We start from the raw sequence: 15,425 nt of genomic DNA, 5'->3' as shown, positions 1-15,425 counted from the left end.
GCCGGAAGGTGTTGAGATGGTTATGCCGGGCGACAACATCCAGATGTCTGTCACCCTGATCAACCCGATCGCCATGGAAGAAGGTCTGCGCTTCGCGATTCGCGAAGGTGGCCGTACCGTTGGCGCTGGCGTTGTATCCAAGATCATCGCGTAAAATCTTATATTTAGTGTTGCGATGTGATGGGGAGGTGCATATAATGTGCCTCCCTGTTACGCAGTAGGCCAGTGGCTCAATTGGCAGAGCAGCGGTCTCCAAAACCGCAGGTTGGGGGTTCGAGTCCCTCCTGGCCTGCCATTCCGGATCTGGAATGGCGTCAAGCAAAGCGCAAGCTTTCATATTTCCGAGGCACCTGGCGTGAATTCTAAAGTGACTTCCGAAGGATCCAAACTCGACGGCCTGAAATGGCTTGTTGTTGTTGCTCTCGTGGCGGTTGGGGTGGTTGGCAACTCCATGTTTGCCGGCGAGTCCCTGCTGTATCGGGTGCTTGCGCTCCTGTTTTTGGCGCTGGTGGCGGGGTTTGTGGCTTTTCAGACAGCCAAGGGTCGCGCGTTCTTTCGGCTTTTTAAGGAAGCCAAGGGTGAGATCCGTAAGGTGGTATGGCCGACCCGTCAGGAGACGCTGCAGACAACGGCGATCGTTGTGGTGGCGGTGCTGATTGTGGGGCTGCTGCTCTGGGGTCTGGATTCGCTGCTTGGTTGGATTGTTTCAGGCGCTATAGGTTGAGGTTGAGCGAGCATGAGTACGGAAAAGAAACGCTGGTACGTTGTGCATGCCTACTCCAACTATGAGAAGAAGGTAAGGGAAGCGCTGACCGAAAGCATCGAACGTCACGGTATGCAGGATCTGTTTGGTGAGATTCTGGTTCCCACCGAAGAGGTGGTTGAGATCCGTGATGGCAAGAAGCGCAAGTCCGAGCGCAAGTTTTACCCGGGCTATGTTCTGGTGAACATGGTCATGAATGACCAGACCTGGCACTTGGTGAAAGATACACCTCGGGTGCTGGGTTTTATTGGTGGCACGGCGGACAAGCCGGCACCGATTACCGAGAAAGAGGCTAACGAGATCCTGCAGCGTGTCGAAAGCGGTGTGGATAAGCCGAGGCCGAAGACTGTCTTTGAGCCGGGTGAGATGGTCCGCGTTACCGATGGTCCATTTGCCGACTTTAACGGTGTGGTCGAAGAGGTTAACTACGAGAAGAACCGTCTACAGGTGGCTGTGCTGATCTTTGGTCGCTCGACGCCTGTTGAATTGGAGTTCGGTCAGGTCGAAAAGGCCTGATATTAAACGATTTTATGGGGAGGGTGTCCGTGCGTGCGCGGTCGCCCTCTTGTTGTGAAAGAAAGGGGAGCCGCAAGGCGCTTGAACCCTCAGGAGTAGCTTAATGGCTAAGAAAATCAATGCTTATATCAAGCTGCAGGTAAAAGCTGGTCAGGCTAACCCGAGTCCCCCAGTGGGTCCGGCTCTGGGTCAGCACGGTGTCAACATCATGGAGTTCTGTAAGGCGTTCAACGCTCAGACTCAGAGCCTGGAAGCGGGTCTGCCGATTCCTGTCGTGATCACCGTATACAGCGACCGTAGCTTCACCTTCATCACCAAGACTCCGCCGGCTTCTATCCTGCTGAAGAAGGCTGTAGGTCTGAAGAGCGGTTCTTCCCGTCCGAATACCGAGAAGGTGGGTACCGTTACCCGCGCTCAGCTGGAAGAAGTTGCAACCGTTAAGATGCCGGACCTGACCGCTGCCGATATGGATGCGGCTGTACGCACCATCGCGGGTAGCGCGCGTGCCATGGGTCTGATTGTTGAGGGTGATGAATAATGGCTAAGCTGACTAAGCGCCAGAAGGCGATCCGCGAGAAAATCGAAGCGGGCAAGGCGTACGCAATCAACGAAGCTGTTGCTCTGCTGGCTGAAGTGTCTGCGGTTAAATTTACCGAGTCTCTGGACGTGGCCGTTAATCTGGGCGTCGATCCGCGTAAATCCGACCAGGTTGTGCGTGGCTCTACCGTACTGCCGCACGGTACCGGTAAGGATGTCCGCGTTGCTGTGTTCGCGCAGGGCGACAACGCCGAGAAGGCCAAGGCTGCCGGTGCAGATATCGTCGGTTTTGACGATCTGGCTGAGCAGATCAAGGGCGGCAACCTGGATTTTGACGTTGTGATCGCAACTCCTGACGCTATGCGTGTTGTTGGTCAGCTGGGTCAGATCCTGGGTCCGCGCGGCCTGATGCCGAACCCGAAAGTCGGTACCGTGACGCCGGACGTTGCGACTGCCGTGCAGAACGCCAAGGCCGGTCAGGTACGTTTCCGTACCGACAAGAACGGCATTATCCACTGCTCCGTGGGTAAGGTTGGTTTCAGCGACGTTGCTGTCAAAGAGAACGTTGAAGCGCTGATCGCTGACCTGAAGAAGCTGAAGCCTTCTTCTGCCAAGGGCGTGTATCTGAAGAAAGTGACCCTGTCCACCACCATGGGCCCGGGTCTGCTGGTCGATCAGGGCACGCTGGCCATCTGATCGATTTAAAGGTTTTTTGAGGGTCTTCGTGACCTCTGTGACAGAGACGAAGGCCGTCAAAGACCGCAGGTGGCAGAGCGGCTTTGCTGCGTCTGCCTTAATGGGCCAACCAGCCTGCGCAGACGGTGAGATTCACGTGTGAATCATGACCACCGTACTCAACCTCGCGTAAGCGGGGTGGTTGGTAAACAGTCGAAAGACTCAATCCAGGAGTAAATTGTGGCATTAGGACTCGAAGACAAAAAAGCGATCGTCGCTGAAGTCCAGGAAGCTGCCAAAAATGCACTCTCTGCTGTCGTTGCGGACTCCCGTGGCGTAGAAGTGGGTGACATGACTGCACTGCGTAAGCAGGCGCGTGAAAACGGTGTATGGCTGAAAGTTGTCCGTAACACCCTGGCGCGTCGTGCAGTTGAAGGTACCGCTTTCGAGTGTCTGCAGGGTAGCTTTGTCGGTCCGAGCATCATTGCTTTCTCTCAGGAACACCCGGGCGCTGGCGCTCGCATCCTGAAGGACTTTGCCAAGGGCAATGAGAAGTTCGAACTGAAAGCGGCTGCTTTTGAAGGCAACGTTGTGGACGTGGCGATGCTGGCAAGCCTGCCGACATACGAAGAAGCTCTCGCGAAGTTGATGAGCTGTATGAAAGAAGCGGCTGCAGGCAAGCTGGTACGCACTATTGCGGCTATTCGCGAACAGAAAGAGGGTGCCGCGGCCTGATTGTTGGCCCGGTCTCAAACGATTTAACGCACGTTTATAGGATTTGACACATGTCTCTGTCTAAAGAAGATATCATCAACGCTATCGCTGAAATGTCTGTCATGGACGTTGTGGAACTGGTTTCTGCAATGGAAGAAAAATTCGGCGTTTCTGCCGCTGCTGCTGTTGTCGCTGGCCCGGCCGGTGAAGCTGCCGCTGCTGAAGAGCAGACCGAATTCGACGTTATCCTGGCTGCTGCCGGCGATAAGAAAGTCAACGTCATCAAGGCTGTCCGCGGTGCTACCGGTCTGGGCCTGAAAGAAGCGAAAGAGATGGTTGACGGCGCTCCGGCAACTATCAAAGAAGGCGTGAGCAAAGAAGAAGCTGAAGCTCTGAAGAAAGAGCTGGAAGAAGCTGGCGCTACCGTTGAGCTCAAGTAATCGCTTCGATGCGTTGCAAGCAGCTTAGTACTGCTTAAAGGCGTATGGCTGGTGGCGAAATGCCACCGGCCTTTTTCCGTTATTTATAGACAGCAAATAGATGACGGTATAACAGTCCGCTGATATCAGGGGGCTGGCTTCTCAACCTAGGTGCACATGCTGGGGAACACTGATGGCTTATTCATACACTGAGAAGAAACGCATACGTAAGGACTTCGGTAAGCTGCCGCAGGTAATGGATGTGCCATACCTGCTTGCGATCCAGCTCGATTCCTACCGCAAGTTTCTGCAAGCGGGCTCTGACGCTGCGCAAGGGCGCAAGGAGGAAGGGCTTCACGCTGCATTCAATTCCGTATTCCCGATCGTATCCTATTCCGGAAACGCGGCGCTGGAATACGCCGGTTATCGCCTCGGTGAACCCGTTTTTGACGTTGCCGAATGTCAGCAGCGTGGTGTGACCTATGCGGCTCCTTTGCGCGTTAAAGTGCGCCTGATCATCTACGATCGCGACTCCTCTACCAAGGCGATCAAGGATATCAAGGAGCAGGAAGTCTACATGGGCGAAATGCCCCTGATGACCGACAACGGTACCTTTGTGGTTAACGGTACCGAGCGAGTGATCGTATCTCAGCTGCACCGTTCACCGGGTGTGTTCTTCGATCACGACAAGGGCAAGACCCACTCGTCGGGCAAACTGCTTTACTCCGCGCGTATCATTCCCTACCGCGGTTCCTGGCTGGACTTCGAGTTCGATCCCAAGGATGCGCTGTTCGTGCGTATCGACCGCCGCCGTAAGCTGCCGGCCACTATCCTGCTGCGCGCGCTGGGTTTCCAGGCGGAAGAGATCCTCGATACCTTCTTTGAAAACACCGGCTGGACGCTGGAGGACGATCAGATCTGGATGGACCTGATCCCCGAGCGCCTGCGTGGTGAAACCATGTCGTTCGAGATCAAGGATCCCGAAGGCAAGACTATTGTTGAGGCGGGTCGCCGTATCACCCCGCGTCATATCCGCCAGATGCAGCAGGCGGGTATGGGTCAGCTGAACGTGCCGTCCGAATACCTGATCGGCAAAGCGCTGGCCAAAGACCTGATCGATCCGGCTACCGGTGAAGTGTTTGCGCCGTGCAACACTGAAGTAACCGAAGACCTGATCGCCAAGATCCGCAAGGCGGGCATCGACCGTCTGGAGACGTTGTACACCAACGATCTGGATTGTGGTCCGTTTATCTCTGACACGCTGCGTATCGACCCGACCCGCAATCAGCTGGAAGCGCTGGTCGAGATCTACCGCATGATGCGCCCGGGCGAGCCGCCGACCAAAGAGTCTGCGGAAGGCCTGTTCGAGAACCTGTTCTTCTCCGAAGAGCGCTACGACCTGTCCGCGGTCGGTCGCATGAAGTTCAACCGTCGTCTGAGCCGTGAAGTTGAAACCGGCTCCGGTATCCTCGATAAGGACGACATCCTTGATGTCATGAAGACCCTGATCGAGATCCGCAACGGTAAGGGCGTCGTCGACGATATCGACCACCTGGGTAACCGTCGTATCCGTTCCGTCGGTGAGATGGCCGAGAACCAGTTCCGCGTCGGTCTGGTGCGTGTTGAGCGCGCCGTGCGTGAGCGTCTGTCGATGGCGGAAGCGGACAACCTGATGCCGCAGGATCTGATCAACGCCAAGCCGGTGGCTGCCGCGATCAAGGAGTTCTTCGGTTCATCCCAGCTGTCCCAGTTCATGGACCAGAACAACCCGCTGTCCGAGATCACCCATAAGCGCCGTGTTTCCGCGTTGGGCCCGGGCGGTCTGACCCGTGAGCGTGCCGGCTTCGAGGTGCGTGACGTACACCCGACCCACTACGGTCGTGTATGTCCGATCGAGACCCCTGAAGGTCCGAACATCGGCCTGATCAACTCGCTGGCGGTGTTTGCGCGGACCAACGATTACGGCTTCCTGGAGACGCCGTACCGTCGCGTTATCGACAACAAGGTCACCGACGAAATCGATTACCTCTCCGCCATCGAAGAGAGCAAGTACGTCATCGCCCAGGCTTCTGCGGCGATGAACGAAAACATGGAGCTGACCGACGACCTGGTAGCCGTTCGTCACCTGAACGAATTCACCGTGACCCCGGCCGAGAACGTGCAGTACATGGACGTGTCTCCCCGCCAGGTGGTGTCCGTTGCCGCTTCGTTGATTCCGTTCCTCGAGCACGACGACGCCAACCGTGCACTGATGGGTTCCAACATGCAGCGTCAGGCGGTGCCGACGCTGCGCTCCGAGAAGCCTCTGGTCGGTACCGGTATCGAGCGCAACGTGGCGCGCGACTCCGGCGTCTGTGTCGTGGCACGTCGCGGTGGTGTGATCGAGTCTGTCGATGCTGGCCGTGTCGTGGTTCGCGTACACGATGATGAGGTGGAAGCGGGCGACGCAGGTGTGGATATCTACAACCTGACCAAGTACACCCGTTCCAACCAGAATACCTGCATCAACCAGCGTGCCATCGTGCGTCCGGGCGAGCATGTTCAGCGCGGCGATATCATGGCCGACGGCCCCTCCGTCGATCTCGGCGAGCTGGCTCTGGGGCAGAACATGCGCATCGCGTTCATGCCCTGGAACGGTTACAACTACGAGGACTCCATCCTCATCTCCGAGCGTGTGGTGCAGGAAGATCGCTTCACAACTATCCACATCCAGGAACTGACCTGTGTCGCGCGCGACACCAAGTTGGGGCCTGAGGAGATAACCGCGGATATCCCCAATGTGGGCGAGGCGGCGCTGTCCAAACTGGACGAGTCCGGTATCGTGCATATCGGTGCCGAAGTGGGCCCGGGCGACATCCTGGTCGGTAAGGTAACGCCGAAGGGCGAGACCCAGCTGACGCCGGAAGAGAAACTGCTGCGTGCGATCTTCGGTGAGAAGGCGTCCGATGTGAAGGACACCTCCCTGCGCGTGAAGACCGGTACCCTGGGTAAGGTTATCGATGTTCAGGTGTTCACCCGTGACGGCGTGGCCAAAGATGAGCGTGCACTCTCTATTGAGAAGTCGGAGCTGGACAATATCCGCAAGGACCTGAACGACGAATACCGTATCGTCGAGCAGGCCACCTTCGAACGTCTTGAGCGCGTTCTGGTCGGTCTGAAGGCCGACGGTGGTGCCGGCCTGAAGAAGGGCGAAGAGATCGGTGCCGAGTTCCTGCGCGGGCTGAAGAAATCTGAGTGGTTCAAGATCCGTGTCGCCGACGAAGCGGTTCAGGAGATGCTCGAACTTGCGCAGAAACAGCTCGAAGAGCGCCGTGAGAACCTGGACAAGCGTTTCGAAGACAAGAAGCGCAAGCTGCAGACCGGCGATGACCTGGCACCGGGCGTACTGAAGATCGTCAAGGTCTATGTTGCGACCAAACGCCGCGTACAGCCGGGTGACAAGATGGCTGGTCGTCATGGTAACAAGGGTGTTATCTCGGTCATTATGCCGGTCGAAGATATGCCTTACGACGAAAACGGCGAGCCGGTGGATATCGTGCTGAACCCGTTGGGCGTACCTTCGCGTATGAACGTTGGTCAGATCTTGGAAACCCACTTGGGTATGGCCGCAAAAGGCCTGGGTAGCAAGATCAACGCGATGCTCGAAGTGGAGCGCGCCAAGGCTGAGACCGCGAAAGAGGTTCGTGGCTTCCTGGATCGGATCTACAACGACGAACACGGTGGTCTGAGCTGCGGACGTAAAGAGGAGTTGGATAGCTTCAGCGACGAGGAGATCCTGACCCTCGCGGCCAACCTCAAGGGTGGTGTGCCGCTGGCGACTCCGGTATTCGACGGTGCCAAGGAAGCGGAGATCAAGGCGCTGCTGCGTCTGGCCGATCTCGACGATTCCGGCCAGTTCACACTGTACGATGGCCGTACCGGCGATCAGTTCGACCGCCCGGTGACCGTCGGCTACATGTATATGCTGAAGTTGAACCACCTGGTGGACGATAAGATGCACGCCCGTTCTACCGGCTCCTACAGCCTGGTTACCCAGCAGCCGCTGGGTGGTAAGGCGCAGTTCGGTGGTCAGCGCTTCGGTGAGATGGAGGTTTGGGCACTGGAAGCATACGGTGCCGCCTACACCCTGCAGGAGATGCTGACCGTGAAGTCGGACGACGTGAACGGCCGTACGAAGATGTACAAGAACATCGTCGACGGCGATCACCGGATGGAGCCGGGTATGCCGGAATCGTTCAACGTGTTGATCAAGGAGATCCGCTCGCTCGGTATCGATATCGAGCTCGAGAGCGAATAAGTCCCTAACTGATCACCAGTCGGCGCCTCTTGCTAAAATAAGGGGCGCCGACGCTGAGAACTCCGCGTAGGAGCTATACGACAATGAAAGATTTGCTGAATCTGCTTAAGTCCCAAGGCCAGTCCGACGAGTTCGATTCCATCCGAATCTCGCTGGCATCGCCGGAGATGATCCGCTCCTGGTCATACGGCGAAGTGAAAAAGCCGGAGACCATCAACTACCGTACCTTCAAACCGGAGCGTGACGGTCTGTTCTGTGCCAAGATCTTTGGCCCGATCAAGGACTACGAGTGCCTGTGCGGCAAGTACAAGCGCATGAAACACCGTGGTGTGATCTGTGAGAAGTGTGGCGTCGAAGTGACCATGACCAAGGTGCGTCGTGAGCGCATGGGTCATATCGAGCTGGCGTCCCCGGTTGCCCACATCTGGTTCCTGAAGTCGCTGCCGTCCCGTATCGGTCTGATGCTGGATATGACGCTGCGCGATATCGAACGCGTGCTCTACTTCGAATCCTTTGTCGTCATCGATCCGGGCATGACCACGCTGGAGCGCGGTCAGATGCTCAACGACGAGCAGTACTTCGAATCGCTGGAAGAGTTCGGTGACGAGTTCGACGCCCGTATGGGTGCCGAGGCGATCAAGGAGCTGCTGGCGTCTATCGACCTGGAAGGCGAGATCCAGCGCATCCGCGAGGAGATCCCGCAGACCAACTCCGATACCAAGATCAAGAAGCTGTCCAAGCGTCTGAAACTGATCGAAGCCTTCTACAAGTCCGGCAACGATCCGCAGTGGATGATCATGGAGGTCCTGCCGGTACTGCCGCCGGATCTGCGTCCGCTGGTACCGCTGGATGGCGGTCGCTTCGCGACCTCTGACCTGAACGACCTGTATCGTCGCGTGATCAACCGTAACAACCGTCTGAAGCGCCTGCTCGACCTCAACGCGCCGGATATCATCGTGCGCAACGAGAAGCGCATGCTGCAGGAATCCGTCGACGCCCTGCTCGACAACGGTCGTCGCGGTCGCGCCATTACCGGTTCCAACAAGCGTCCGCTGAAGTCCCTGGCCGATATGATCAAGGGTAAACAGGGTCGCTTCCGTCAGAACCTGCTCGGTAAGCGTGTCGACTACTCCGGCCGTTCCGTTATCGTGGTCGGTCCGTACCTGCGTCTGCATCAGTGCGGTCTGCCGAAGAAAATGGCGCTGGAGCTGTTCAAGCCGTTCATCTTCTCCAAGCTGGAGCTGCGTGGCTATGCCACCACGATCAAGGCTGCGAAGAAGATGGTCGAGCGTGAAGAGCCGCTGGTGTGGGATATCCTCGACGAGGTGATCCGCGAGCACCCGGTACTGCTGAACCGCGCGCCGACACTGCACCGTCTGGGTATCCAGGCGTTTGAGCCGGTACTGATCGAAGGCAAGGCTATCCAGCTGCACCCGCTGGTCTGTGCGGCGTACAACGCCGACTTCGACGGTGACCAGATGGCCGTTCACGTGCCGCTGACTATCGAAGCTCAGCTCGAAGCGCGTGCGCTGATGATGTCCACCAACAACATCCTGTCACCGGCCAACGGTGAGCCGATCATCGTGCCGTCGCAGGACGTGGTGCTGGGTCTGTACTATATGACCCGTGAGCGTATCGCGGCTCCGGGCGAAGGGATGGTGTTCTCCAATATCAAGGAGATCCAGCGTGCCTATGGCGCCAAGCAGGTCCACCTGCAGGCGCGGATCAAGGTGCGTATCCAGGAAACCATTCGCGATATCGAAGGTAACGTGGAAGAGCGTTACGGCCTGCAGGAGACCACCGTCGGTCGTGCCATGCTGTTCGATATCGTGCCCGCCGGTCTGCCGTTCGAGCTGGTTAACCAGCCGATGAAGAAGAAGGCGATCTCCCGCCTGCTCAACGAAGCCTACCGTCGCTGCGGTCTGAAGGACACCGTTATCTTCGCCGACCAGCTGATGTATATGGGCTTCCGTCAGGCCACCGTTTCCGGTGCTTCTATCGGTGTGAACGATTTCGTCATCCCGGACGAGAAGGTGCAGATCATCGCCGAGGCGGATGCCGAAGTGAAAGAGATCGAGCGTCAGTTCGGTGACGGCCTGGTAACCCAGGGCGAGAAGTACAACAAGGTTGTCGATATCTGGTCCCGTGCCAACGAGGTACTGGCCAAGAAGATGATGGACAACCTGAAGGTCGACAAGGTCACCAACGCCGAAGGTAAGGTGGTCGACCAGGAGTCGTTCAACTCCGTCTACATGATGGCCGACTCCGGTGCCCGTGGTAGCGCGGCCCAGATCCGTCAGCTGGCCGGTATGCGTGGTCTGATGGCGAAGCCGGACGGTTCCATCATCGAGACGCCGATCGTGGCGAACTTCCGTGAAGGTCTGAACGTACTGCAGTACTTCATCTCCACCCACGGTGCGCGTAAGGGTCTGGCGGATACCGCGTTGAAGACCGCGAACTCCGGTTACCTGACCCGTCGTCTGGTTGACGTGGCACAGGACGTGGTTATCACCGAGCACGATTGCGGTACCGACAAGGGCCTCAAGGTGCAGCCGATGATCGAGGGCGGCGACGTCGTGATCCCGCTGGGCGAGCGTGTGCTGGGTCGTGTCGTGGCTCAGGATGTGCTGACACCGGCAGGTGACGACGTGCTGATACCGTCAGGTACGCTGATCGATGAGGCCTGGGTTGCCCGTCTCGAGAACGAAGAAGCATACAGCAGTATCGATGAAGTCTTCGTACGCTCGGCGATAACCTGTGAATCACGCCACGGCATCTGTTCATCCTGCTACGGTCGTGACCTGGGTCGCGGCCACAAGGTCAACATCGGTGAATCCGTTGGTGTTATCGCGGCGCAGTCGATCGGTGAGCCGGGCACCCAGCTGACCATGCGTACCTTCCATATCGGTGGTGCGGCGTCGCGGGCTGCTGCAGTCGACAGCATCCAGGTCAAGAACGGTGGTGAAGTTCGTCTGCATAACCTGAAGTACGTAGAGCGTTCCGACGGTACTATCGTGGCTACCTCCCGTTCCGGCGAGCTGGGCGTGACCGACCAGCACGGCCGTGAGCGTGAGCGCTACAAGCTGCCGTACGGCTCCGTGATCAAGGTTAAAGATGGCGCGAGTGTCGATGCCGGTGCCATCGTCGCCAACTGGGACCCGCATACCCATCCGATCGTAACCGAGGTGGGTGGTCGCCTGCTGTTCGTTGGCATGGAAGACGGTATCACCATCAAGCGTCAAACCGATGAGCTGACCGGCCTGTCCACCATCGAGGTGCTCGATGGCAAGGATCGTCCGCAGGCGGGTAAGGATATCCGTCCGATGATCAAGCTGGTCGATGCCAACGGCAACGATGTGTACCACACCGGTACCGAGATGCCGGCACAGTACCTGCTGCCGCCGAAGTCCATCGTGACCCTGAACGACGGTTCGGAAGTGCAGATCGGTGATATCCTCGCCCGTCTGCCGCAGGAAGGTACCGTCAACAAGGATATCACCGGTGGTCTGCCGCGTGTTGCCGACCTGTTCGAAGCCCGCCGTCCGAAAGAGTCTGCAGTGCTGGCGGAGTTGTCCGGTACCGTGACCTTCGGTAAGGAGACCAAGGGCAAGCGTCGCGTGGTGATCACACCGCATGACGGTTCTGATCCTTACGAGGTGATGATCCAGAAGTGGCGTAACCTGAACGTGTTCGAAGGTGAAACGGTCGAAAAGGGTGAGGTTATCTCCGACGGTCCGTCCAACGCTCACGATATCCTGCATATTCTCGGCGTCGGTGAACTGGCCAAGTACATCGTCAGCGAAATTCAGGATGTTTACCGCCTCCAGGGTGTAGGTATCAACGACAAGCACATCGAAGTGATCGTGCGTCAGATGCTGCGCAAGGTTGAGATCACCGAAGGCGGTGATTCCAGCTTCATCCCAGGTGAGCAGGTCGAGTACGCGGCAGTGGTGGAGGAAAACGAGGCGCTGGAAGCCGAAGGCAAGATCCCCGCCAAGTTCGAACGTATCCTGCTGGGTATCACCAAGGCATCGCTGGCTACCGAGTCGTTCATCTCCGCGGCCTCCTTCCAGGAGACAACCCGCGTATTGACCGAAGGCGCGGTGACCGGCAAGAAAGACTACCTGCGTGGTCTGAAAGAGAACGTGGTCGTGGGTCGTCTGATCCCGGCCGGTACAGGTCTGGCATATCACAGCGAGCGCAAGCGCAAGCGTGCTCAGACCGGTGAAGGCGTTACCGTCAGCGCGGAAGAGGTGCAGCAGGCTCTGACCGAAGCACTGAATGCTTCCATGAATGACGTTGAGTAAAAACTGCTCAATATTTGACGCCAGGGGCTGGAATTGAGTAGAATTCCGGCCCTTTCGTGACTGGGATTGCATTTGGCAGGCCCGGTCTTTTTAGTATGGTGCTAATAAACCAAACGTGGAGTTTGCTTAATGGCAACAATTAACCAGCTGGTTCGCAAGCCGCGTAAGCGCGCGGTAGAAAAAAGCGACGTACCTGCGCTGCAGGCATGCCCCCAGCGTCGTGGCGTATGTACCCGTGTGTACACCACTACCCCGAAGAAGCCGAACTCGGCACGGTGCGAAACGTCCGAAGTCTTGATCCCTCGTTAGACGGCGAGGCTGTGCCAGTCAGGTATCCGAATAATCCGGTTCTTGAGCTGTTTGGCTAACCCGAAAGACGATAAGAGTAAGGACAGGTGTCATTCGACATCCTGGTGAACCTGAAGACCTTTTACATTTTTAGAGGGCTTATCAATGCCTAGAAGACGCGTAGCTGCGAAGCGCGAAATCCTGCCGGATCCTAAATTCGGTAACATTACCCTGGCAAAATTTATCAACCATCTGATGGTCAGCGGCAAGAAGTCCGTCGCTGAGCGTATCGTGTATGGCGCACTGAGCAAGATCGAAGAGCGCACCAAAGGTGACGCGATCGAGCTGTTCGACAAAGCGCTCGAAACTGTGCAGCCGGTAGTCGAAGTTAAATCCCGCCGTGTCGGTGGTGCTACCTACCAGGTTCCTGTTGAAGTTCGCCCGTCCCGCCGCACGGCTCTGGCCATGCGCTGGCTGGTTGACGCCGCACGCAAGCGTGGAGAGAAATCCATGGCGCTGCGTCTGGCCGGTGAACTGATCGACGCTTCTGAAGGTCGTGGTGCCGCTGTTAAGAAACGCGAAGATGTGCATCGTATGGCTGAAGCCAACAAGGCTTTTGCCCACTATCGCTTCTAAACTTCAGAGGAATGAGTCGTGGCTCGTAAAACTCCTATCGAGCGCTACCGTAATATCGGTATCTGTGCTCACGTAGACGCCGGCAAGACCACCACTACCGAGCGCGTCCTGTTCTACACAGGTCTGTCGCATAAGATCGGTGAGGTGCATGACGGTGCGGCTACCATGGACTGGATGGAGCAGGAACAGGAGCGTGGTATCACTATCACCTCTGCTGCTACCACCTGTTTCTGGGCCGGTATGAACCAGCAGTTCGATCAGCACCGTGTCAACATCATCGACACCCCGGGACACGTTGACTTCACCATCGAGGTTGAGCGTTCCCTGCGTGTTCTTGACGGTGCTGTCGTTGTACTGTGCGCCTCTTCCGGTGTGCAGCCGCAGACCGAAACCGTATGGCGCCAGGCCAACAAGTACGAAGTTCCCCGCATGGTGTTCGTCAACAAGATGGACCGTGCCGGTGCAGACTTCTACATGGTTGAAAAGCAGCTGAAGGATCGTCTCGGTGCCAAGGCTGTGCCGATCAACCTGCCGATCGGTGCCGAAGACGAGTTCAAAGGCGTCGTCGACCTGGTCATCATGAAGGCGATCTGGTGGAACGAAGCCGACCAGGGTATGACCTACGAACTGGGTGATATTCCGGCTGAGCTGCAGGATAAGGCTGAAGAGTACCGCGAGAAGCTGGTTGAAGCCGCTGCTGAAGCCAACGAAGAGCTGATGGAGAAGTATCTCGAAGAGGGTGAACTCACCGTCGAAGAGATCAAGGCAGGTCTGCGTGCGCGTACCCTGGCCAACGACGTTATCCTGATGCTGGCTGGCTCTGCGTTCAAGAACAAGGGTGTCCAAGCGGTGCTTGACGCTGTCATCGAATACCTGCCGTCGCCGACCGAAGTTAAGGCGATCGAAGGTACTCTGGATGACGCGGCTGAGACCGTTGCGACTCGTGAAGCGGACGATAATGCTCCGTTTTCTGCGCTGGCGTTCAAGATTGCGACCGACCCGTTCGTGGGTACGCTGACCTTTATTCGTGTCTACTCGGGCGTTCTGAACTCTGGTGACAGCGTGTACAACTCTGTCAAACAGAAGAAAGAGCGTATCGGTCGTATGGTGCAGATGCACGCTAACAACCGTGAAGAGATCAAAGAGGTTTGCGCCGGCGACATCGCGGCGATGATCGGTCTGAAGGATGTTACCACTGGTGATACCCTGTGCGATCTGGACAACAAGATTGTTCTCGAGCGTATGGAGTTCCCGGATCCGGTTATCTCCGTTGCGGTAGAGCCGAAGTCCAAGGCAGACCAGGAGAAGATGGGTATCGCACTGGGCAAGCTGGCTCAGGAAGATCCCTCTTTCCGTGTTGAAACCGACGAAGAAACCGGTCAGACCATCATCTCCGGTATGGGTGAGCTGCACCTGGACATCATCGTTGACCGTATGCGTCGCGAGTTCAAGGTTGAAGCCAATATCGGTAAACCGCAGGTTGCTTACCGCGAGAAGATCCGTAAGCCTGTCGTAGCAAACCACAAGTTTGCCCGTCAGTCCGGCGGTCGCGGTCAGTACGGTCACGTCGTTGTCGAGTTCAGCCCGAGTGATGAAGAAGGGCTGGAGTTTGTCAACGAGGTCGTAGGTGGTGCGATTCCGAAGGAATACATCCCGGCGGTACAGAAGGGTATCGAAGAGCAGATGAAGAACGGGGTTATCGCGGGCTACCCGCTGATCGGCCTCAAGGCGCGTCTGTACGACGGATCCTTCCATGAAGTTGACTCCAACGAGATGGCGTTTAAAATCGCGGCATCTCAGGCGCTCAAAAAGTATGCAATGGAAGCTAGTCCTTGCCTGCTTGAGCCGATGATGAAAGTGGAAGTCGTGACTCCTGAAGAGTACATGGGCGATGTGATGGGTGACCTCAACCGTCGTCGTGGCCTGGTTCAGGGCATGGAAGACAGCAGCTCCGGCAAGGTAATCCGTGCCCAGGTGCCGCTGGGTGAGATGTTTGGGTACGCGACTGACCTGCGCTCTGCGTCTCAGGGTCGTGCGACCTACTCTATGGAGTTCGAGTGTTATGCCGAAGCTCCTAACAACATCGCCGAAGCTGTAATTAAACAGAACTGATTTAAGCAATTGCTTGATTTAAGAGGATAGACTCGTGGCTAAGCAATCATTTGAACGTAACAAGCCGCACGTCAACGTCGGCACCATCGGTCACGTTGACCACGGTAAAACCACCCTGACTGCGGCTCTGACCCGTGTATGTTCAGAAGTATGGGGCGGCG

At 57.0% G+C, this 15,425-nt stretch carries 12 protein-coding genes, 1 tRNA gene and 1 pseudogene; all 14 read left to right on the top strand.

Translation table 11 applies throughout. From position 1 onward, the window contains the following. Window positions 1–154, top strand: a 154-nt coding sequence (locus IEX40_RS21835) for an EF-Tu C-terminal domain-related protein (protein ID WP_505712066.1), incomplete at its 5' end; no start/stop codon positions are given. A 65-nt stretch (window positions 155–219) separates the two neighbouring features. After that, a tRNA-Trp gene (locus tag IEX40_RS21830) sits at window positions 220–295 on the top strand. A gap of 60 nt (window positions 296–355) precedes the next feature. Further along, a complete protein-coding gene (secE, locus tag IEX40_RS21825; RefSeq protein WP_188752359.1) occupies window positions 356–724 on the top strand; it encodes a preprotein translocase subunit SecE in 369 nt (122 codons plus the stop codon). Between the two features lie 12 nt (window positions 725–736). Next, window positions 737–1,279 (top strand): transcription termination/antitermination protein NusG, encoded by a 543-nt coding sequence (gene nusG / locus IEX40_RS21820; RefSeq protein ID WP_188752356.1) that lies wholly within the window; start codon window positions 737–739, stop codon window positions 1,277–1,279. Between the two features lie 103 nt (window positions 1,280–1,382). After that, window positions 1,383–1,817 carry a 50S ribosomal protein L11 gene (rplK, locus tag IEX40_RS21815; protein ID WP_188752355.1) on the top strand — a complete coding sequence of 145 codons (435 nt, stop codon included), beginning with the start codon at window positions 1,383–1,385 and terminating at the stop codon, window positions 1,815–1,817. Beyond that, window positions 1,817–2,512: a 50S ribosomal protein L1 gene (rplA, locus tag IEX40_RS21810; RefSeq protein WP_188752354.1), complete on the top strand. Its 696-nt coding sequence runs from the start codon at window positions 1,817–1,819 to the stop codon at window positions 2,510–2,512. The genes rplK and rplA overlap by 1 nt, the downstream gene beginning before the upstream one ends. 219 nt (window positions 2,513–2,731) lie before the next feature. Beyond that, window positions 2,732–3,226 carry a 50S ribosomal protein L10 gene (rplJ, locus tag IEX40_RS21805; protein WP_188752353.1) on the top strand — a complete coding sequence of 165 codons (495 nt, stop codon included), beginning with the start codon at window positions 2,732–2,734 and terminating at the stop codon, window positions 3,224–3,226. Between the two features lie 50 nt (window positions 3,227–3,276). Beyond that, window positions 3,277–3,645: a 50S ribosomal protein L7/L12 gene (gene rplL / locus IEX40_RS21800; RefSeq protein WP_188752352.1), complete on the top strand. Its 369-nt coding sequence runs from the start codon at window positions 3,277–3,279 to the stop codon at window positions 3,643–3,645. 172 nt (window positions 3,646–3,817) lie between these two features. Beyond that, window positions 3,818–7,921, top strand: coding sequence for a DNA-directed RNA polymerase subunit beta (rpoB, locus tag IEX40_RS21795; RefSeq protein ID WP_188752351.1), 4,104 nt, complete (start codon window positions 3,818–3,820; stop codon window positions 7,919–7,921). Window positions 7,922–8,004: 83 nt separating this feature from the next. Further along, window positions 8,005–12,228, top strand: coding sequence for a DNA-directed RNA polymerase subunit beta' (rpoC, locus tag IEX40_RS21790; protein ID WP_188752350.1), 4,224 nt, complete (start codon window positions 8,005–8,007; stop codon window positions 12,226–12,228). 129 nt (window positions 12,229–12,357) lie between these two features. Beyond that, a pseudogene (rpsL, locus tag IEX40_RS21785) lies at window positions 12,358–12,501 on the top strand (30S ribosomal protein S12); the annotation flags it as partial. A gap of 180 nt (window positions 12,502–12,681) precedes the next feature. Next, on the top strand, window positions 12,682–13,152 hold the full coding sequence (gene rpsG / locus IEX40_RS21780; protein ID WP_188752349.1) for a 30S ribosomal protein S7: 471 nt from the start codon (window positions 12,682–12,684) through the stop codon (window positions 13,150–13,152). A gap of 18 nt (window positions 13,153–13,170) precedes the next feature. Then, window positions 13,171–15,264: an elongation factor G gene (fusA, locus tag IEX40_RS21775; RefSeq protein WP_188752348.1), complete on the top strand. Its 2,094-nt coding sequence runs from the start codon at window positions 13,171–13,173 to the stop codon at window positions 15,262–15,264. 34 nt (window positions 15,265–15,298) lie between these two features. Further along, window positions 15,299–15,425 (top strand): GTP-binding protein (locus IEX40_RS21770; protein WP_229680869.1); only part of this gene is annotated, 127 nt, incomplete at its 3' end.

Source organism: Marinobacterium zhoushanense (assembly GCF_014641945.1).
Classification (GTDB): Bacteria; Pseudomonadota; Gammaproteobacteria; order Pseudomonadales; family Balneatricaceae; genus Marinobacterium_D; species Marinobacterium_D zhoushanense.
Note: the sequence above shows the minus strand (reverse complement) of the source record. Positions and strands in the feature narration are given on the sequence as shown.